This is a genomic window from Streptomyces sp. NPDC006552 (genome assembly GCF_040611655.1).
In the GTDB taxonomy this organism is placed as follows: Bacteria; Actinomycetota; Actinomycetes; order Streptomycetales; family Streptomycetaceae; genus Streptomyces.
The window spans coordinates 1-21914 of record NZ_JBEXOS010000043.1 but is presented as its reverse complement, the minus strand read 5'-3'; the positions used below and the strand labels follow the sequence as shown (position 1 = coordinate 21914).

The window sequence follows — 21914 nt, the reverse complement described above, 5'->3', positions numbered from 1 at the left end:
GATGGACGACGACTTCTTCGCCCTGGGCGGCCAATCGTTGATCATGTTCAGAATTCAGGGCGCTTTCCTGGACGAGCTGGGCGCCGAGGTGCCCATGGACCAGATGTTCCGCAATCCGACGGTGGCGTCCATCGCCGCGTACCTCGAATCCCGTCCCGCCGGCGGGACACCCCACGCGGCGGTCCGGACCGACTAGCATCCGGACACCTTCGCATTCCTGCCCGGCAGCGGATCTTCGCTCTGCCGCGCCGCACGCGTACCCATTCCTTCCGGCCTTTTGTGGCCGTGGCCGCGGCGTGTCACAAACTATTCGGTAAGAGAGGCGCCATGTACGACGTGATTGTCATAGGTGCCCGTTGTGCGGGTTCGCCGACGGCCATGCTCTTCGCGCGACAGGGATATCGCGTCCTGCTCCTGGAGAAAGCGCGGTTCCCGCAGGACACGCTCTCCTCGCACTACATCCACCAGCAGGGTGTGGCGCTGCTCCAGCGGTGGGGGCTGCTCGACCGGCTCCGCGAGGCCGGCTGCCGGCCGATCGACCGCCAGAGCTACGCCGCACCGGGCGTGCGCGTCGACGGCTTCTCCCTGCCGATCGACGGACTGCGGACCACGTACGCGCCCAGGAGGTACGTGCTCGACCCGATCCTCGCGGACGGGGCGGTGGCGGCCGGCGTGGAGTTCCGGGACGCCTGCGCCGTCAACGACCTGCTCTTCGAGGGCGACCGGGTCGTCGGCGTGCGCTACACCACCCCCGGCGGCGCCGAGGCGACGGACCGGGCCCGCCTGGTCGTCGGCGCCGACGGCATGCGCTCGTTGGTCGCCCGCAAGACCGGCGCGCCCAACGTCATCGAGCACCCGCGCCTGACCTGCACCTACTACAGCTACTGGGCCGGGGTCCCGGCCCACTTCGAGCTGTACGAACGCCCCGGGCGCTGGATCGGCGTCCTGCCCACCAACGACGACCTCACCCTGCTCATGGCCTACTTCCCGCAGGACGAGTTCGCCTCGGTCCGCAAGAACGTGGAACCCGCCTATCTCGACGCCTTCCGCACCACCGCCCCCGAGCTCTACGAGCGGATGTCGGCGGGGGAACGCGTGGAGCAGCTGTACGGCACCGGACACCAGGAGAACTACTTCCGCAAGGCCCACGGGCCCGGGTGGGCGCTGGTCGGCGACGCCGTGAACCACAAGGACTCCATCACCGCCCGCGGCATCACCGAGGCATTCGTCCAGGCCCAGTCCCTCACCGGCCACATCGGCGAGCGGCTGCACGACGACACCGCGCTCAGCGGCGCGCTGCGCCGCTACGAGAACGACCTCGGCGACGAAGCCCTCAACCACTACCAGGGCGCCCTCAACGTGGCCGAGCTCAAGCCCGGGGGGCGCGCCGACATGCTGCGCAAACTCGTCGGACACCAGGACCAGATCGACCGCTACTTCTCGACGTTGTCGGGCGCCTGCTCCATCGACGACTTCTACAACGAAGAACTCCTGACCCTGCTCGACCAGAGCTGAGGACCACCTGCTCCCTGGTTCGCCGATATTGGAGACTCAATGATCCCGTTGTCGTTCGCGCAGCGCCGGCTGTGGTTCGTGGACCGGTTCGAAGGCCCCTCGCCGACCTACAACGGCGCTTTCGCCCTGCGGCTGACCGGTGAGCTGGACGTGGCCGCGCTGGAGTCGGCGCTGCGCGACGTCGTCGACCGGCACGAGGTCCTGCGCACGGTGATCGTCGAGGGCGACGACGGAATCCCGTACCAGGACGTGCTGGCCCGCGACCGGTCCGCCGTCACCCTGCCGGTCCACGCCGTCGCACCGCAGGCGCGCGCGGCGGCCGTCGCGGAGCTGGCCACCCAGACCTTCGACCTCGCCGCCGACGTGCCGGTCCGGGCCGCGCTGGTGCGCACCGCGGCGCGCGAGCACACCCTCGTCCTGGTGGTGCACCACATCGCCCTGGACGGCGAGTCCCTCGGCCCGCTGCTGCGCGACCTCACCACCGCGTACGCGGCGCGCAAGGAGGACCGGGCCCCCGCGTGGGAGCCGCTCGCCGTGCAGTACGCCGACTACACGCTGTGGCAGCAGGACATGCTCGGCGACGAGTCCGACCCCGAAAGCCTCGCCGCCGGTCAACTGGCGTACTGGCGCGAGGCGCTGGCCGATCTGGCGCAGCCGCTGGCCCTGCCGACGGACCGGCCGCGCCCCCGGGCGATGAGCAGCCGCGGCGACCTGCACACGTTCCGGGTCGGCCCCGAGCTGCTCGGCGCCGTGGAGAAGCTCGCCGCCGAGCAGGACACCACGGTGTCGATGGTCATGCACGCCGCGCTCGCGGTGCTCCTGCACCACCTCGGCTGCGGCGACGACGTGCCGATCGGCGCGCCGATCGCGGGCCGCACCGACGAGGAGCTGCGCGACCTCGTCGGGTTCTTCGTCAACACCTGGGTGCTGCGCGTCGACCTCTCCGGGAACCCGGACTTCCGCGCCCTGCTCCGGCGGGTGCGGGAGCGCTCGCTCGCCGCGTACGACAACCAGGACATGCCCTTCGAGCGGCTGGTGGAGCTGCTCAACCCGGACCGCTCCACCGCCTACCACCCGTTCTTCCAGGTGATGCTCGCCTGGCAGGAGCCCCTGGGCGAACTGGAGTTCGCGGGCCTGGAGGTCGAGACCGAGCCGCTGGAGACCGGCACCGCCAAGTTCGACCTGTTCTTCAACATGATCCCGGACGGCGCGGGCGGCGCGGACGTCCGCCTGGAGTACGCCACCGACCTGTTCGACCCGCGGACGGTCGCAGGGCTCGCCCGGCGGTTCGTGCGCGTGCTCGGCCGGCTCGTCGCCGCCCCGGACCGCGCCGTCAGCGCCGTCGACGTGCTCGACCCGGCCGAACGCGACCGGCTGCTCGCCCCGTCCGAGGTGGACCGCGCCACCGCGCCGGGCGGGCCGACGATCCCCGAGCTGTTCGAGGCGCAGGCGGCCCGGACCCCGCAGGCCGACGCCGTCGTGTGCGAGGACCGGACGCTGACCTACCGGGAGCTCGACGAGCGGGCCGACGCCGTCGCCGCGGAGCTGGTCCGCCTCGGCGCCGGACCCGAGGACCTGGTCGTCCTCGCCCTGCCGCGCACCGAGGAGCTGGTCGCCGGCCTGCTCGGCATCCTCAAGTCGGGCGCCGCCTACGTCCCGATGGACCCGCGCCACCTCGGCGGACGGGCCGAGAGCGTGCTGGCCGACGCCCGCCCCCGCTTCGTGGTCACCGACACCGCGACCGCCGGGCAGCTGCCGCCCCACGACATGACCGTCGTCGACCTCGACCACCGCGCCCGGTGGGCCGCGCCCGACGGGAAGCCGCGCCGGGCCGCGCCGCCGCGCGCGGACCAGCTGGCGTACGTGATGTTCACCTCCGGCTCCACGGGCCGGCCCAAGGGCGCGGAGATCACCCACCGCAACGTCGTCGACGGCGTGCGGGAACTGGTACGCGTCCTCGGCGTGCCGCCCGGCTGGCGGATGCCGGCCGGCACCTCCGTCAACTTCGACGTCTCCGTCTTCGAGCTGCTGACCACCCTGTCCACCGGCGGCACCGCCGAGGTACTGCCCGACGTGCTCGCCCTCGCCGAGCGGTCCGCCCCGGCCGGCCAGGTCATCAGCGCGGTCCCCTCGGTCTTCGGGGAACTCCTCGGCCACCTGGAGGACACCGGCGACGTCCGCACCGTCGTGTTCGCGGGCGACGTGCTCCCGGCCCGCCTGGTGCGCCAGGTGCGCGCGGCCCTGCCCGGCGTACGCATCGTCAACTCCTATGGGCAGAGCGAGAGTTTCTACGCCACCACGTTCACGCTCGACCCGTCCGAGGAGTGGGGCGACAGCGACGTCGTCCCCATCGGCACACCGCTGGACACCATGCGCGCCTACGTCCTCGGCCCCGGACTCGCCCCGGTGCCCCCGGGTGTGATCGGCGAGCTGTACGTGGCCGGCGGCTGCCTGGGCCGCGGCTACCACGGCCGGCCGGGACTGACCGCCGAGCGCTACGTGGCCGACCCCTACGGCCCCGCCGGCGAGCGGATGTACCGCACCGGCGATCTGGCCCGCTGGAACGCCGCCGGCTCGCTGGAGTGCGTCGGCCGCGGCGACGGCCAGGTCAAGGTGCGCGGCTTCCGCATCGAGACCGCCGAGGTCGAAGCGGCGATCACGCAGCACCCCGGGATCAGCGAGGCCGTCGTGGTCAGCCGGGAGGTGCCGTCGGGCGGGCGGCGGCTCGTCGCGTACGTGGTGCACACCGGAGAGGGGGCCGTCGGGGACGACGGCGCCGGCGGCATCGGCGACGTGGACGTGCAGTCCGGGGCATCCGCCGCCGAACTGCGCAAGTTCGTCGCGGCCCGGCTGCCCGACTACATGGTGCCGTCGGCGTTCGTGGCCCTCGGCCGGCTGCCGCTGGGACCGACCGGAAAGCTGGACCGCGCGGCGCTGCCCGAACCGGAGTTCCTGGGCGAGGTCTACCGGGAGCCGCGCACCGAGGCCGAGAAGATCGTCACCGCGGCCTACGCCGACGTGCTCGGCGTGGAGCGGGTCGGCGTCGACGACGACTTCTTCGCCGTCGGCGGCGACAGCCTGCGCTCCATCCAGGTGGTGGCGCGGGCCCGCGCCCGCGGTCTGCGGCTCAGCACCCGCGAGATCTTCGAGTGCCGCACGGCGGCCCGGCTCGCCGAGGTGGCCGCCGCCCGCCGGGACCTGGCACCCGAACTCGCCGAGGACGCGGACGGCGGCGTCGGCCCGATGCCGCTCCAGCCGGTGGCCCGGCAGATCTTCGCGGGCGGCGGCGGGACCGACCGGTTCGCCATGTCGCTCGTGCTGGAGCTGCCCGCCGGCATCGACGCCGACGGGCTGGCCGCGACCCTCGACGCCGTCCTCGACCGGCACGACCTGCTCCGCGCCCACCTGGTCCGCGGCGACGAACCCTCCCTCGTCGCCCGGCCGCGGGGCAGCGTACGCGCGGCCGACCTGATCCACCGGGTCCCCTGCGACGGCCGGTGGGACGACCCGGCCGCCCTCGCGGCGGCCCGCGCCGAGCTGGACGCGGCGGCCGGCCGGCTCGACCCGGCGGCCGGGACCGTCGCCGCCTTCGTCTGGTTCGCCGCACCGGACGCGGGCCGCCTCCTCGTCGTCCTGCACCACCTCGTGGTCGACGGCGTCTCCTGGCGCATCCTGATGTCGGACCTGGCCGAGGCCTGGCAGCAGATCCGCGCGGGCCGGGCCCCCGACCTGCCGGCGGTCGGCACCTCGGCCCGCCGCTGGGCGGCCGCCCTGGAGAGCGAGGCCCTCAGCCCCGGCCGGGAAGCGGAACTGGCGTACTGGCGTGACCTGCTGGAGGCACCCGACCCCCTGCTGGGCAGCCGCCGGTTCGACCCCGCGGTGGACGTGATGTCCACCGTCGACACCGTCCGGGTGGAGCTGCCCGCCGAGGTCACCGAGGCGGTGCTGACCACCCTGCCCGCGGCGTTCCGGGCCACCGGGACCGACGTCCTGCTCGCCGCCCTCGCCCTGGCGCTGAACCGGTGGCGCGGTACGGACCGCTCCGTCCTGGTCCGCCTGGAGGGACACGGCCGCGAGGAGGACGTGGTCCCCGGCGCCGACCTCTCCCGGACCGTCGGCTGGTTCACCAGCATGTACCCGGCCCGCGTCGACGTGCGGGGCGTGGACCCGGCCGGCGTGGTCGCGGGCGGCCCCGCGGCGGGCCGGGCCGTCAAGCTGGTCAAGGAGCAGCTGCGCGGCGTCCCGGACAAGGGCCTGGGCTACGGCCTGCTGCGCCACCTCAACCCGGAGACCGCCGACCAGCTCGCCGGGTACCCGGCGCCGCAGATCGGGTTCAACTACCTCGGCCGGATCTCCGGCGCCGACGTGCCCCAGCATCTGCGGGAACAGGGCTGGACACCGGCCCCCTGGTCCGCCGAACTGGTCCCGCAGCCCGACCCGGACCTGCCCGCGCTCTCCGCCCTGGAGGTCAACTCGGTCGCCCTGGACACCGAGGACGGCACCCGGCTCCAAGTGGCCTTCATGTTCGCCACCGGGGTGCTCACCCGCGAGCGGACCGCCGAACTGGCCGCGTTGTGGGTAGAGGTGCTGCACGGCATGGCCGCGCACGCCTCCCGCCCCGACGCCGGCGGCCTCACCCCGTCGGACGCCCCGCTGGTGCCGGTGCGCCAGGACGAGATCGAGGGCTGGGAGGAGCGCTACGGCCCGCTCGCCGAGGTGTGGCCGCAGGCCCCCGGGCAGTCCGGCATCCAGTTCCAGGCCGCGCTCGCCGACGGCTCCTTCGACGTCTACCACATGCAGTTCGTGCTGCACCTGTCCGGCCGGGTCGACCCGGCCCGCATGCGGGCGGCCGGCCAGGCACTCCTGGAGCGGTACCCGAACCTGCGCTCGGCGTTCCTCAGCACGGCCGACGGCGACCCCGTCCAGGTCGTCGCGGACCACGTCGACCTGCCCTGGCGCCACCTCGACCTGACCGGCCGCGGCGACGCCGAGCAGAGCGCGGCGCTCGACCGGGCCCTCGCCGACGACCGGGCCGACCAGCTCGACCCCGCCCGGCCGCCGTTGCTGCGCCTGGCGCTGCTCACCTGCGGGCCGGACCGGGCGAAACTGATCATCACGGCGCACCACACCCTCTTCGACGGCTGGTCCTCACCCGTGGTGATCACGGACCTGATCCGGCTGTACGCGGGAACCGGCGAGCTCCCCCCGGTCCACAGCTACGGCGCCTACCTGGCCTGGCTCTCCGCCCAGGACCGGGAGGCGACGGCCGCCCGCTGGGCCGAAGAGCTGGCCGGGTTCGACCAGCCGACCCTGGTGGCCGCGGACCGTCCCAGCCAGGGCGAGGCCACCTCCCTCGGCCGGGTGGAGGTACCGCTCTCCATCGACCAGGGACGCGAACTGGCCCGGCGCGCCGCGGAGCTCGGCGTCACCCTGAACACCCTGCTTCAGGGCGCCTGGGCGATCCTCCTCGGCAAGCTGACCGGGCAGCAGGACGTGGTGTTCGGCGCCGCCGTCAACGGCCGCCCCGCGGACCTGCCCGGCTCGAACGACATGGTCGGCCTCTTCATCAACACCCTGCCGACCAGGGTCTCCTGCCGGCCGGAGCAGAGCCTCGGCTCCGTCATCACCGACCTCCAGGACCGCCAGATCGCACTGCTCGACCACCACTACTACGGCCTCGCCGACATCCAGCGCGGCGTCGGCCTGCCGGCCCTGTTCGACTCGATCGTCGTGTTCGAGAACTACCCGATCGACCGCGAGGGCATCGTCGAGGCGAACGCCTCGGCCGGGTTCACCATCGACGCGATCCGGCCGTTCGCCGGCTCGCACTACCCCCTCACCCTCAACTCCTCCGACCCCTACCTGCGGCTCTCCCTCGACTACCAGCGCAACCTCTACGAGCGCGCCGCGGCCGAGGAGATCGCCGCCCGGCTGGTCCGCGTCCTCGACGAGATCCGGACGGACCCGGCACGGCCCGTCGGCGCCGTCGACGTGCTCTCGGCCGACGAGCGGGACCGGCTGGTGCGCCAGGTCAACGACACCGCCCACCCGGTGGCGGCCCAGACCCTGCCCGGCGCGTTCGAGGCCCAGGTCGCGCGGGACCCCGACCGGATCGCGCTCATCGGCGAGGGGGAGACGCTGACCTACGGGGAGTTCAACCGCCGGGCCAACCGGCTCGCGCACTGGCTGACCGCCCAGGGGGCGGGCCCCGAGCAACTCGTCGCCGTCCGCGTCCCGCGCTCCGTCGACCTGATGGTGGCCGTCTACGCGGTGGTCAAGGCGGGCGCCGCCTATCTGCCGATCGATCCGGAACTCCCCGAGGACCGGGTGCGCCGCGTACTGGACGGGGCGCGGCCCCTGCTGGTGCTCGACGCCGCCCTGCCCGACGTGTCCGGCTACCCGGTGACCGACCCGGAGCACGGACCGGCGCCGGACAACGCCGCGTACGTCATCTACACCTCCGGCTCCACCGGCGGCCCCAAGGGCGTACAGGTGACCCACCGGTCGATCATGAACCGGCTGCAATGGGGCCTGGCGCACTTCGACGTCGGGCCGCGGGACCGGGTGCTGCTGAGCACGACCGCGAGCTTCGACGTGTCGGTGCCCGAACTCTTCGCCCCCCTCCAGGTGGGCGCCGCCGTCGTCATCGCCCGCCCGGACGGCCGCCGCGACCCCGCCTACCTCGCCGGCCTGATCCGGCGGGAGCGGGTGACCGGCGCGGACTTCGTGCCCTCCCTGCTGGAGGCGTTCGTCGGCGAACCCGCGGCGAAGGAGTGCGACAGCCTGCGCTGGATCGAGGTCGCGGGCGAGGCGTTCCCGGCCTCGCTGGCCAACAAGGCCGCCGAGCTGCTGCCCGGCTGCGCCGTGCACAACCTGTACGGGCCCACCGAGGCGTCGGTGGAGGTGACGGGATGGCAGCACGTGCCGGGAGCCGACCGGGTGCCGATCGGCACCCCCGTGTGGAACACCCAGGTCTACGTGCTGGACGCGGCGCTGCGGCCCGTCGCGCCCGGGGTCGCGGGCGAGCTGTACCTGGCCGGCGCCGGGCTCGCCCGCGGCTACCTCGGGCAGCTCGCGCTGACCGCGAACCGGTTCGTGGCCTGCCCGTTCGGCCCGCCCGGCGCGCGGATGTACCGCACCGGGGACCTGGTCAGGTTCGACCGGGACGGCCAGGTCGAGTACCTCGGCCGGACCGACTTCCAGGTGAAGGTCCGCGGCTTCCGCATCGAGCTGGGCGAGATCGAGGCGGCCCTGACCGCGCACCCGCGGGTCGGCTCCGCGGTCGCGATGGTGCGCGAGGACCGCCCCGGCGACCAGCGGCTGGTCGCGTACGTGGTGCCGGACGACAGCGCGGCGGACCCGGCCGGACTCGACCCGGCCGCCCTGACGGACCTGGTCAGGGAGCGGCTGCCGGAGTACATGGTGCCCTCCGCGGTCGTGCCGCTCGCCGCGCTGCCGCTGACCCCCAGCGGGAAGCTCGACCGCGGCGCGCTGCCCGCGCCCGACCACGCCGGGGCCGCGGCCGGCCGGGGCCCGCGCGACCACCGCGAGGAAGTCCTGTGCCGGCTCTTCGCCGAACTGCTCGGCGTGGCGGAGGTCGGCATCGACACCGACTTCTTCGACCACGGCGGACACTCCCTGCTGGCCACCCGGCTGATCGGCCGTATCCGCACCGAGCTCGACGTCGACGTGAAGGTCACCACGGTCTTCCGCAGCCCGACCGTCGCCCAGCTGGCGGCCCGGATCGCGAAGTCGGCCACGTCGAACCGCCCCCAGCTGCGCCCGATGAACGTGTAGGAGTGCGCCGATGATCCCGTTGTCCTTCGCCCAGCGCCGGCTGTGGTTCCTCCACCGCCTGGAAGGTCCCTCCGCGACCTACAACATTCCGTTCGTGCTCCGCCTGGACGGGCCGCTGGACACGGCGGCCCTGGCCGCGGCCGTGTCCGACGTCGTCACCCGGCACGAGAGCCTGCGCACCCTGGTCGCGGAGGACGCGGACGGCACACCGGAGCAGCGGATCCTGCCCCCGGAGCGGGCGGCCGCCCCCTTCCGTATCGTCGACGTGGCCGCGGCCGCGGTGGACGCCACGGCGCAGGAGGTGGCGTGCGAGGGCTTCGACCTGGACACCGAACTCCCGCTGCGCACCACCGTCCTGCGGGTGGGCCCCCAGGAGCACGTGGTGGTGTTCGTCTTCCACCACATCGCCGCCGACGGCGCGTCGATGGCGCCGTTCATGCGGGACCTGCTCCTCGCGTACAAGGCCCGCCACCAGGGCGGCGCGCCGCGGTGGGCGCCGCTCGCCGTGCAGTACAAGGACTACACCCTCTGGCAGCGGCAGTTGCTGGGCGACGAGGAGGACCCCGCGAGCGTCGCCGCGGAGCAACTGGAGTACTGGCGGCGCGCACTCGACGGCGTGCCCCAGCCGGTGCAGCTGCCGCTGGACCGGCCCCGGCCCACGGCCGCCGACCACCGCGGCGGCCATGTCGACTTCGAGCTGGACGCCGACCTGCTCGCCGGGGTCGGCAAACTGGCCGCCGAGCACGGGGCCACGGCCCCGATGGTCGCCCAGGCCGTGCTCGCCGTCCTCCTGCACCACCTCGGCGCGGGCAACGACCTGACGATCGGCAGCCCCATCGAGGGCCGCGCCGACGAGCAGCTCGACGACCTGATCGGGTTCTTCGCCAACACCTGGGTGCTGCGCGTCGACCTGTCGGGCAACCCCTCGTTCGGGGACCTCCTCGCCCAGGTGCGGGAGCGGGCCCTGGCCGCCTACGACCACCAGGACGTGCCGTTCGAGCGGCTGGTGGAGTTGCTGGGCCCCGACCGCACGACCGCCTACCAGCCGCTCTTCCAGACGATGCTGGCCTGGCAGTTCGAATGGGCGCCGATCGAGATACCGGGGCTGCGGGTCACACCCCTCCCGGCGGGCACCGGCACCGCCAAGTTCGACCTGTTCCTCAACATCGTCCCGGCCCCCTCCGGCGGCGCGTACGGGCGCCTGGAGTACGCGACGGAACTGTTCGACCACTCCACCGCCGAAGCCCTCGTCGCCCGCTACGTACGGGTGCTGCGGCAGGTGGTCGCCGCTCCCGGCACGCGGCTCGGCGCCGTGGACGTGCTCACCCCCGCCGAACGGGAGCGGCTGACCCGGCCGGCGGGGACGACGCTGCCGGTGCACGGCTCGACGGTGGCCGAGCTGGTCGCCGCCCAGGTGGCGCGGGACCCGGACGCGACGGCGGTGGTGTCGGGTGGAACGACCCTGTCCTACCGGGAGTTGCACGCCCGCGCGGGCCGGCTCGCCGCCGTCCTGCGCCAGCACGGCGTGGGGCCCGACGTCCTGGTCGCCGTGGCGCTGCCCCGCTCGGCGGAGCTGGTGGTCGCCCTGCTCGCCGTGGTCCGGGCCGGCGGCGCCTACCTGCCCGTCGACCCCGGCTACCCCGCCGCGCGGGCCGGCCTGCTGCTGGAGGCGGCCGCCCCCGCGCTCGTCCTGACCCACCACGAGACGGCCGCGACCGTGGCCGGCTGCCGGCCTCCCGTCCTGCACCTGGACGACCTGGACCTGGACGGCCCGGACCCGGACGACGGGCCCGGGGCCGCGCACCCCCCGGCCACCGGGCCGGACAACCTGGCGTACGTGATGTTCACCTCGGGATCGACCGGGACGCCCAAGGGCGTCGCCGTCACCCAGGCCGCCGTCGTCAACGGCGTACAGGATCTGCGCCGCAGGACGCGGGTCGGCGCGGAATCCCGGATGCTCGCCGCGACCTCCGTCACCTTCGACGTCAGCGTCTTCGAGATCTTCACCGCGCTCACCTGCGGAGCGAGCGTCGAGATCGTCCGTGACGTCCTCGAACTCGCGGAGCGCGGCGGCTGGTCGGGCACCACCGTCAGCGCCGTCCCCACGGTCCTGTCCGCGCTGCTCGACCAGCTCGCCGCCGAGCCGGCGGGCGGGACCGGACTCGACGTGGAGAGCGTCGTCCTCGCCGGCGAGGCGCTCTCCGCCGAACTGGTCGGCAAGGTCCGCCGCGCCCTGCCCGGGGCCCGGATCGTCAACGCCTACGGCCAGACCGAGAGCTTCTACGCGACCACCTACGAACTCCCGCGCGAGCCCGCCGCGAGCGGCGCGGTACCGGTCGGCCGGCCCCTGGACCACATGCGCGCCTACGTCCTGGGCCCCGAACTCGCCCCGGTCCCGCCCGGCGTGACCGGCGAGCTGTACGTGGGCGGTCTGCTCGCCCGCGGCTACCACCGCTCCGGCCGGGTGAGCGCCGAGCGGTTCGTCGCCTGCCCGTTCGGCCCCGCGGGCGCCCGCATGTACCGCACCGGCGACCTCGCCCGGTGGGACGCGGACGGCCTGCTGACCTACGCGGGACGGGCCGACGCCCAGGTCAAGGTGAACGGCATCCGGGTCGAGCCGACCGAGATCGAGACGGTCCTCGCCCGGCATCCCGCGGTCGGCCAGGCGGCGGTCACCGCGTGCGAGGACCCCACCGGCCGCACCCGCCTCGTCGGCTATGTGGCCCCGGCGTCCGGCACGGCCGCGCTGATCGAGGTGGCGCAGCTGCGCCGGTTCGTGGCCGAGCGGCTGCCGGACTACATGGTGCCCGCGCTGCTCGTGGTCCTCGACCGGCTGCCGCTGACGGCCAGCGGCAAGCTGGACCGGGCCGCGCTGCCCGAGCCGGAGTTCACCGGTGACACCTACCGGGCGCCGCGCACCGCGGTGGAGCGGACCCTGGCCGAGGTGTACGCGGACGTCCTGGACGCCGCACGGGTGGGCGTCGACGACGACTTCTTCACCAGCGGCGGCGACAGCATCCGCTCCATCCAGGTCGTCGCGCGGGCCAGAAGACGCGGCGTGGTGGTCACCACCCGGGAGATCTTCGAGCACCGCACGGTGGCCCGGCTCGCGGAACTGGCCGAAGGCAGGGCGGAGACCGAGCGCCCGCGCCTGGCCGAACTGCCGGGCAACGGCGTGGGCCGGTTCCCGCTGCCGCCGACGGCCGCGCACGTGCTCGCCCTGGGCGGCGGCATCGGCCGGTTCTGCATGTCCGCGCTGCTGACCCTGCCCGAGGACATCGACCGGGCCGGGCTGCTGGCGACGGTGCAGGCCGTCCTCGACCGGCACGACGCCCTGCGCTCCCGGCTCGACCGGGCGCAGGCGGCCCTGTGGACGCGGTCGCCCGGCAGCGTCGACGCCGGCCCGCTGCTGCGGGAGGTGCCCTGGGCCGGCGCCGACCCGCAGGCCGAACTCGACGCGGCCGCCGACCGCCTCGACCCGGACGCCGGGGTCATGGCGCAGTTCGTCCGGTTCACCTCCGCCACGGAGCCGGACCGGCTGCTGATCGTCCTGCACCACCTGGTCGTCGACGGCGTCTCGTGGCGCATCCTCGTGCCCGACCTGGTGGCCGCCTGGCAGCGGATCCGGGACGGCCTCGCCCCGGAACCGGCCGGGGAGGGCACCTCGCTGCGGCGATGGGCGCACGCGCTGGCGGACGAGGCGGCCACCGAGCGGCGCACGGCGGAGCTGCCCCACTGGCAGCGCCTCCTCGACACGGCCGAACCGCTCCTGGGATCACGGGAGGTGGACCCCGGGCTCGATGTCACCGCCACCGTGGAGACGGTACGGGTCCAGATACCGGCGGACGTCACGCACGCCCTGCTGAACACCGTGCCCGCCGTCTTCGGCGGCGGCGCCGACGACGGACTCCTGGCCGGCCTCGCGCTGGCCCTCGCCCACCGGCGCCGCACCCGCGGCGAACCGCAGTCCGCGACGCTGGTACGCCTGGAGGGACACGGCCGCGAGGAACACGTGGTGCCCGGCGCGGACCTGTCGGGCACGGTCGGCTGGTTCACCGCGATGTACCCGGTCGCCCTGGACCTGACCGGCCTCGACACGGCGGACGCCTTCGCCGCGGGCCCGGCCGCCGGACAGGCCGTCAAGGCCGTCAAGGAACAGCTGCGCGCCGTACCCGACCACGGCATCGGCTACGGACTGCTGCGCCACCTCAACCCGCGCACGGCCGCCGCGCTGGCCCCCGCACGGCGACCGCAGATCGGCTTCAACTACCTGGGCCGCGCCTCCGGCGCCGACATCCCCGAGGAGCTGCGCGGCCTCGGCTGGGCCCCGGACACCACGCACAAGGACCTGATCGCCGCGCCCGACCCGGACCTGCCCGTCCTCTCGGCCCTGGAGATCAACGCGGTCGCCACCCCCGGCCGCGACGGTGATGAGCTGACCGCCTACTTCGGCTTCCCGGCCGGGGTGCTCTCCCGCGCGGAGGTGAGCGACCTGGCCGAGCTGTGGGTCCAGGCGCTGACCGCCCTCGCCCGGCACGCCACGACCCCCGGCGCCGGCGGGCTCACCCCCTCCGACGCGCCGCTCGTCGCGGTCGGCCAGCGCGAGATCGACCGCTGGGAGAGCCGGCTCGGCCGCCTCGCCGCGGTGTGGCCGACGACCCCGGTGCAGGCCGGGATGCTCTTCCACACGCAGCTGGCGGGCGCCTCCTTCGACGCCTACCACATGCAGCTGGTGTTCCACCTGTCCGGCGAGGTCGACCCGGAGCGGATGCGGCGCGCCGCGCAGGCACTCCTCGACCGCCACGCCGGGCTGCGCGCCGTGTTCGCCGACCGGGCGGACGGCGACGTCGTGCAGCTCGTGCCCGAGGCCGTGACGCTGCCGTGGCGCCACCTCGACCTGACCGCGGCCGGCGAGGCGGAGCGGACCGCCGCCTTCGAGGCGTTCCTCACCGAGGACCGCGCCACCCACTTCGACGTGAGCGCCCCGCCACTGCTCCGGATCGCCCTCGCCGTCCTCGAACCGGGCCGCGCCGAACTCGTGCTGACCGCCCATCACGTCCTGCTCGACGGCTGGTCCATCCCCCTGCTGATGCGGGACCTGCTGCTGCTCTACGCCTCCCACGGCGACCCCGCGCCGCTCCCCGCCACCCGCGACTTCGGGACCTTCCTCGCCTGGCGTGCCGGGCAGGACGAGGCGGAGTCCGCCCGCATCTGGGCGGCCGAACTGGACGGGGTCGAGGAACCCACCCTGCTCGCCCCCGCAGCCGGGGACGGCGGCGACCGGGGCGCGGGCGTCGACCAGACCGACGTGCCGCTGCCGCCCGAGGACGCCCGCGCGCTGGGCCGCCGCGCCGCCGAACTGGGCGTCACCGTCAACACCCTGGTCCAGGGGGCCTGGGGGCTGCTGCTCGGCGGACTCACCGGCCGCCGGGACGTGGTGTTCGGCGCCACCGTCTCCGGGCGCCCGCCCGCGGTGCCGGACGTCGACGCGATGGTCGGGATGTTCATCAACACCCTGCCCGTACGCGTCGCGTACGCGCCCGGGGACACCCTCGCCGAGGTCCTCACCCGGTTGCAGGACCGGCAGGCCGGGCTGCTGGAGCACCACTACTTCGGGCTCACCGAGATCCAGCGGGCCGCCGGCCTGCCGTCCCTCTTCGACACCCTGGTGGTCTTCGAGTCGTACCCGGTCGACCAGGACGCCCTGGGCGCGGCCGCCGACGCCGCGGGCGGGATCGCCTTCACCGGCCTGCGCCCCGCCACGGCCACCAACTACCCGCTGACGCTGATGGCGGCGGTCGACCCGCACCTCAAGCTCGTCCTGCAGTACGCGCGGGACGTCTTCGACCGGGCCACCGTGGAAGCCGTCGCGGGCCGCCTGGTGCGGGTACTGCGCCAACTCGCGGCCGCGCCCGGACAGCCGGCCGCACGGCTCGACCTCCTGGCGCCGGCCGAACGCGGCCGGCTGCTCACCGCGTTCAACGCCACGACCGCCGCCACCCCGGACGCCACCGTCCACGGGCTCGTCGAGGCGCAGGCGGCCCGCACCCCGGACGCGGTGGCCGTGGTCGCCGGGGACACCTCGTACACGTACCGCGAGGTGACCGCCCGCGCGGAGCGGCTGGCGCGCGAACTCGCCGGACGCGGGGTGGGCCCGGAGACGGTGGTCGCGGTGTCGCTGCCGCGGACGGCGGACCTCGTGGTGGCGCTGCTCGCGGTCCTGAAGGCGGGGGGCGCCTATCTGCCCCTCGACCCCGCGTACCCCAGCCACCGCCTCGGCGCCGTGTTCGACGACGCGCGTCCGCACCTCGTCCTGACGGACACCGCGACGCTCCCGGCGCTGCCCGCGCACGACGCCACGGACGTCCTCCTCGACACGATCGACCTGACCGCGCCCGCCACCGGCTCCGGCGCCGGACTGCCGGTACACCCCGGCCAGTTGGCGTACGTGATGTACACCTCCGGCTCCACCGGCCGGCCCAAGGGCGTCGCCATCACCCACGCCACCGTCGTCAACGGCGTGCTGCGGCTCGCCTCCCACGTGGGCATGGAACCGGGCCGGCGGCTGCTCGCGGGCACGTCCGTCAACTTCGACGTCTCGGTGTTCGAACTCTTCACGACCCTCGCCGCCGGCGGCGTCGTCGAGCTGGTCCGGGACGTCCTCGTCCTGGGCGAGCGGGAGAGCTGGAGCGGCGGCGTCATCTCCACCGTGCCGTCCGCCTTCGCCGAACTCGTCGACCGCATCGGTGACCGCACCGCCGTGCGGACCGTCGTCTTCGCCGGCGAGGCCCTGCCCGCCTCGCTCGTCGCGAAGACCCGGGCCGCCTTCCCCGGCGTACGGATCGTCAACGCCTACGGACAGAGCGAATCGTTCTACGCCACCGCCTGCACCGTCACCGACGACACCCCGGCCGGGACGGGCAGCGCCCCCGTCGGCACCCCGCTCGGCAACATGCGGGCCTACGTCCTCGGCCCCGGGCTCGTCCCGGTACCGCCCGGCACGGTCGGCGAGCTGTACGTCGCGGGGAACGTGGGCCGCGGCTACCACGGCCGCGCCGCGCTGACCGCCGAACGCTTCGTCGCCGACCCCTTCGGCCCGCCGGGCACCCGCATGTACCGCACCGGCGACCTGGCCCGCCTCGGCGCCACGGGGCAGCTGGAGTACGCGGGCCGCGGGGACGCGCAGGTCAAGGTGCGCGGCTTCCGCGTCGAGCCCGGCGAGATCGAGGCCGCGCTCGCCGCCCACCCCGGGGTCGCGCAGTGCGCCGTCCTCGCCCGCGAGGACCGCGGCACCGGCACCCGGCTGGTCGCCTACGTGGTGCCCGCCGCCACCGGCCCCGACACGCCGGGCCACCGTCCCGCGCCCACGGCCCGGGAACTGCACGACCATGTCGCCGCCCGACTGCCGGACTACATGGTGCCGGCCGCCGTCACCCTCCTGGAGAGGCTGCCGCTCACCCCGAACGGCAAGCTCGACCGGGCCGCGCTGCCCGAGCCCGTCTACCCCGACGCCGCCTACCGGGCGCCCGGCACCGACCGCGAGAAGACCCTCGCGAGGCTCTTCGCCGAAGTGCTCGGCCTGGACCGGGTCGGCCTCGACGACCGCTTCTTCGAACTCGGCGGGCACTCCCTGCTCGCCACCCGGCTCATCAGCCGCGCCCGCGCCGAGCTGGGCATCGAGATCCCCATCCGCAAGATCTTCGACCTGCCGACGGTGGCCGCGCTCGCCGCCTGGTCCCAGACCTCGGCCGCCCCCCGCCGCCCCGGTCTGCGCCCGCTGACCGCAAAGGAGTGAAGCAATGGTTCCGCTGTCATTCGCCCAACGCCGCATGTGGCTTCTGCACCAACTGGAGCGGGGGGCCGCGACCTACAACATCTCGGCGGCGTTCCGCCTGACCGGCACCCTGGACCCGGGCGCCCTCGACGCCGCGGTCCGCGACGTCGTCGAACGGCACGAGATCCTGCGCACCACGTACGCCACCGACGACGCCGGCGAGCCGTACTCGCGGATCCTGTCGGTGGAGCAGGCCGCGCCGCAGGTGCGCGTGGCCGAGGTGGCGCCCGGGGCCGTGGCCGGGGTGATCGGGGACGCCGTCGCGCACCGCTTCGACCTGGAGGCCGAACTCCCGCTGCGCGCCACCTTGTTGCGGTGCTCCCCCGAGGAGCACGTCCTCGTCATGGTCATCCACCACATCGCCTCGGACGGCAGTTCGAGCGCGCCCATGATGCGCGACCTGATCACGGCCTACACCGCCCGGACGGACGGCCGGGCACCGGCCTGGGAACCGCTGCCGGTGCAGTACCAGGACTACGCGCGCTGGCAGCGCGAGGTGCTCGGTGACCCGGCCGACCCGGACAGCGTCGCCGCGACGCAGGTCGCGTACTGGCGCCGGGAGCTGGCCGGAGTGCCGCAGCCGCTCAACCTGCCCCTGGACCGCCCGCGGCCCGCCGAGGCGGACTCGCGCGGCGACACCGTCGACCTCGTCGTGCCCCAGGAGGTCGCGGCCGGCCTGCAGAAGGTGGCCGACGAGCGCGGCGCGAGCATGTCGATGGTCCTGCAGGCCGCCCTCGCCGTCCTGTTGCGCAAGCTCGGCGGCGGCGACGACCTCACCATCGGCAGCCCCATCGCCGGCCGGACCGACGAAGCGCTCAACGACCTCATCGGCTTCTTCGTCAACACCCAGGTGCTGCGCGCGGACCTCTCCGCCAACCCCTCGTTCACCGCGCTGCTCGCGCAGGTCAGGGACAAGGCGCTGACGGCGTACGAGCACCAGGACGTGCCCTTCGACCTGCTGGTGGAGGCCATCAACCCCGAACGCTCCGCCTCCTACCAGCCGCTGTTCCAGGTGATGTTCGCCTGGCAGAGCTACCAGAAGCCGGAGCTGGACGGCGTCCCCGGCCTGCGGGTCCGGTTCGAGCAGGCCATCCCCTCGACCGCCATGGTCGACCTGTTCTTCAGCCTGACCATGGACGAGACGGGGGCGCTGCGCGGCGACCTCCAGTACGCGACCCAGCTCTTCGACCGCGCCCGCGCCGAGGAGATCGCCGCCCGGCTGGTGCGCGTACTGGAGCAGGTGGCCGCCGATCCCCAGCTGCCCATCGGCGCCGTCGACGTCCTGAGCGCCGAGGAGCGGGAGCGGCTGCTGACGCAGGCGCACACCGCCGCTCCCGCCGTCCCCGACGTCACCCTGGTCCAGCTGTTCGAGGAACAGGCGGCGCGGCACGCGGACCGGACCGCCGTGACCTGCGAGAGCGGCGCGCTCACCTACCGGGAGCTGAACGCCCGCGCCAACCGGCTCGCCCGCCACCTCGTCGCCCGGGGCGTGGGCCCCGAGTCCCTGGTCGGCGTCTGCCTGGACCGCTCGGCCGACCTGGTCGTCGCCCTGCTCGCGGTCCTCAAGGCGGGCGGCGCCTACCTGCCCGTCGACCCCGCCACCCCGGCCGAGCGCATCGCCCACATGGTCGAGGACGCCCGCCCGGTCCTGCTGCTCACCACCGGCGCCACCGACGCCGCGCGGAGCCTCGCCGAGACCCTCCCGCAGGTCCACCTCGACGCGTCCGCCGCCCTGGCCGCCTACCCCGACGCCGACCTCACCGACGCCGAGCGCCGCGCACCACTGCGCCCCGCCCACCCGGCGTACGTGATCTACACCTCCGGGTCGACCGGCCGCCCCAAGGGCGTCCTGATCCCGCACCGCAACGTGGTCGGCCTCTTCACCGCCACCCGCGACGGCTTCGCCTTCGGCGCGGACGACGTCTGGACCCTCTTCCACTCCTACGCCTTCGACTTCTCGGTGTGGGAGCTGTGGGGGCCGCTGCTGCACGGCGGACGCCTGGTCGTCGTCCCCTTCGACGTCTCCCGCTCCCCGGCCGACTTCCTGCGCCTGGTCGCCCGCGAGCGGGTCACCGTCCTCAACCAGACCCCCTCCGCCTTCTACCAGCTCATCCAGGCCGACGCCGAGGCACCCGGCACCGAACTGGCGCTGCGCTACGTCGTGTTCGGGGGCGAGGCCCTCGACCTGCACCGCCTCGCGGACTGGTACACGCGCCACGCCCCCGACGCGCCGGTCCTGGTGAACATGTACGGCATCACCGAGACCACCGTGCACGTCACCTGGACCGACCTGGACGCCGGCTCCGCCGAGCGCGACGGGGCCGGCGTGATCGGCCGGGCCGTCCCCGGGCTGCGCGCCCACGTCCTCGACGCCGACCTGCGCCCGGCGCCGACCGGCGTGACGGGGGAGCTGTACGTTTCCGGCTACGGCCAGGCCCGCGGCTACCACGGCCGGCCCGCACTGACCGCGGAGCGGTTCGTCGCCTGCCCCTTCGGCGCGCCCGGCGAGCGGATGTACCGCACCGGCGACCTGGTCCGCTGGAGCGCGACCGGGCAGCTCGTGTACGCGGGCCGGGCCGACACCCAGGTGAAGATCCGCGGCTTCCGCATCGAGCTGGGCGAGATCGAACAGGTCCTGGCCCAGCACCCGGGGGTGGCGCAGACGGTCGCCGTGGTGCGCGAGAACCAGGAGGACGACCGGCGCATCGTCGCCTACGCGGTCCCCGCCCCCGGGGCCGAGCCGCCCGGCCCCGCGGAGCTGACCGCGTATCTGCGCGAGCGCCTCCCCGAGTACATGGTGCCGTCCGCGGTGATCGCGCTGCCCGGGATCCCGCTGACCGCGAACGGCAAGCTCGACCTGCGCGCCCTGCCCGCGCCGGACGCCGCCGCCCCGGCCGGCACCGAGCCGCGCAACGCCTACGAGGAGAAGCTGTGCGCCCTCTTCGGTGAACTGCTCGGAGTGGAGAAGGTCGGCATCGACGACGGCTTCTTCGCCCTCGGCGGGCACTCGCTGCTCGCCACCCGGCTCAGCGTGCGCGTCCGCAACCAGTTCGGCATCGACATCCCCATCCGGACCATCATCAAGTACCCCACGGTGGCCGAACTGGCCGCGCTGATGCTGGCCGGCGGCGTCCCCGACGACGACGCCGACTCCTTCGCGGTCGTCCTGCCCCTGAACAACGACCCCGGCACGGGAAAGCCGCCGGTCTGGTTCTTCCACGGCGGCGGCGGCCTCGGCTGGGCGTACTACAGCTTCGTCATGCACCTGCCGGACCGGGCGGCCTACGCGCTGCAGTCCCGCGGCTCCGACGGCGTGGACCGGCTCGCGGACTCCGTCGAGGAGATGATCGAGGACTACGTGGCCCAGATGGTGCGGATCCAGCCGACGGGCCCCTTCAACCTCATCGGCTGGTCCTACGGCGGCAGCGTCGTGCAGGCCGTCGCGGCGGCGCTCGAGGGGCTCGGCCACGAGGTCGCCCTCGTCGCCGTCCTGGACGCCCAGCCGGGCGGCCACGGGTTCACGGAGGTGCACGCCGGCAAGGACGCGTCGGACTACCGGGCCGAGCTGGAGGACGACTTCACCCAGTACCTCCGCATAGGCGACCGGCAGGGCTTCCTGGACACCATGTCGAAGGTGCTGGCCAACAACACGGCCCGGATGATGGATTTCCGGTCGCCGGTCTACCGCGGCGACGTGGTGTATTTCGACGCGGCCCACGAAGAGAAGTCGTACGCGCATCTGTGGCGCCCCTACGTCCTCGGCTCGCTCGACGTGCACGCCGTGAACGCCACGCACCACGAGATGCACATGCCGGGACCCGTGGCCGAATTCTTCGAGGTCGTCAGAGGCAGGCTCGCCTGATGCGGGCAGCGGAACGAAGAACACAGGACCGAGGAAGACGACGAGGGGGCCGACCGGCATGACAGAACCCGGCACATCCGAAGGACAGGGGGAGCGGCCCACGCTGCTGTGCGTGCCGTTCGCGGGGGCGGGGCCCTCGTTCTTCCACCCGTGGCAGGCGCTCGCCGGCGACCGGTGGCGCGTGGTCCCCGTCGAACTGCCCGGCCGCGAACGGCGGATCATGGAGACGCCGTACCGCAACGTCGTCGAAGCGGCCAAGAACGAGGTCGACGACATCGTGGCCGGACTCGGCGCGCACGCGCGGACCGTGCTCTTCGGGCACAGCCTGGGCGCGGTGCTCGCCTACGAGCTGGCCCACCTGCTCAGCGCCCGCGGCGTGCACGTCGAGCGGCTGGTCGTCAGCGGCTCGCCGGGGCCCTGGACCCAGCGCGAGCGGCGCGCCGCCGGGCTCCCCGACGAGGAGTTCCTCGCCCGGGTCGAGGAGTTCGCGGGGTTCCGGCACGAGGCGCTCGACCACCCGGAGATGCGGGAGCTGATCCTCCCCGCCCTCCAGGCCGACTGCGAGATGCACGAGAGCTACGTCCCGAGCACCGACGCCCCGGTGACGGTGCCCGTCTGCTCCCTGCGGGGCGAGAGCGACGGCCTGGTCAGCGCCGAGGAGGCGCGCCAGTGGCATGCGGCGACCACCGGCGCCTTCACCTACCGGGAGTTCCCCGGCGACCACATGTACCTCGTCGACCACGGCCGGGAGGTCCTGGACACCATCGCGGCGCAGTCCACCGCGGGCTAGCCCGTACGACGCACGGAGGCGGCCGCCGGGATCCCGGCCCCTGAGCCGGATGCCGGGCCTGTCCAAGGCACTGTTCATCGACGGCGCGGGCGGCGCGATCGGCGGCGTCGCGGGCG

General features: G+C 74.3%; 6 protein-coding genes. All 6 read left to right on the top strand.

Translation table 11 applies throughout. From position 1 onward, the window contains the following. Position 1: 1 nt before the first annotated feature. The 6 genes from ABZY33_RS23505 (at position 2) to ABZY33_RS23480 (ending at position 21798) form a co-directional block, all read left to right on the top strand. Positions 2 to 196, top strand: coding sequence for a phosphopantetheine-binding protein (locus tag ABZY33_RS23505; protein ID WP_356493601.1), 195 nt, complete (start codon positions 2 to 4; stop codon positions 194 to 196). 131 nt (positions 197 to 327) lie between these two features. After that, positions 328 to 1515 carry an NAD(P)/FAD-dependent oxidoreductase gene (locus ABZY33_RS23500; RefSeq protein ID WP_356493600.1) on the top strand — a complete coding sequence of 396 codons (1188 nt, stop codon included), beginning with the start codon at positions 328 to 330 and terminating at the stop codon, positions 1513 to 1515. A gap of 39 nt (positions 1516 to 1554) precedes the next feature. Then, on the top strand, positions 1555 to 9312 hold the full coding sequence (locus tag ABZY33_RS23495) for an amino acid adenylation domain-containing protein (protein ID WP_356493599.1): 7758 nt from the start codon (positions 1555 to 1557) through the stop codon (positions 9310 to 9312). 10 nt (positions 9313 to 9322) lie between these two features. Further along, a complete protein-coding gene (locus tag ABZY33_RS23490) occupies positions 9323 to 17107 on the top strand; it encodes an amino acid adenylation domain-containing protein (RefSeq protein WP_356493598.1) in 7785 nt (2594 codons plus the stop codon). 4 nt (positions 17108 to 17111) lie between these two features. Continuing rightward, positions 17112 to 21008: an amino acid adenylation domain-containing protein gene (locus tag ABZY33_RS23485; RefSeq protein ID WP_356493597.1), complete on the top strand. Its 3897-nt coding sequence runs from the start codon at positions 17112 to 17114 to the stop codon at positions 21006 to 21008. Between the two features lie 58 nt (positions 21009 to 21066). Then, positions 21067 to 21798, top strand: coding sequence for an alpha/beta fold hydrolase (locus ABZY33_RS23480; protein ID WP_356493596.1), 732 nt, complete (start codon positions 21067 to 21069; stop codon positions 21796 to 21798). Positions 21799 to 21914: the final 116 nt, after the last annotated feature.

What these genes read in the sequence shown, in the direction of transcription:
- ABZY33_RS23500 (WP_356493600.1), top strand. Translation starts at nt 328, where the DNA reads ATGTACGACGTGATTGTCATAGGTGCCCGTTGTGCGGGTTCGCCGACG.
- ABZY33_RS23485 (WP_356493597.1), top strand. Translation starts at nt 17,112, where the DNA reads ATGGTTCCGCTGTCATTCGCCCAACGCCGCATGTGGCTTCTGCACCAA.
- ABZY33_RS23490 (WP_356493598.1), top strand. Translation starts at nt 9,323, where the DNA reads ATGATCCCGTTGTCCTTCGCCCAGCGCCGGCTGTGGTTCCTCCACCGC.
- ABZY33_RS23505 (WP_356493601.1), top strand. Translation starts at nt 2, where the DNA reads ATGGACGACGACTTCTTCGCCCTGGGCGGCCAATCGTTGATCATGTTC.
- ABZY33_RS23480 (WP_356493596.1), top strand. Translation starts at nt 21,067, where the DNA reads ATGACAGAACCCGGCACATCCGAAGGACAGGGGGAGCGGCCCACGCTG.
- ABZY33_RS23495 (WP_356493599.1), top strand. Translation starts at nt 1,555, where the DNA reads ATGATCCCGTTGTCGTTCGCGCAGCGCCGGCTGTGGTTCGTGGACCGG.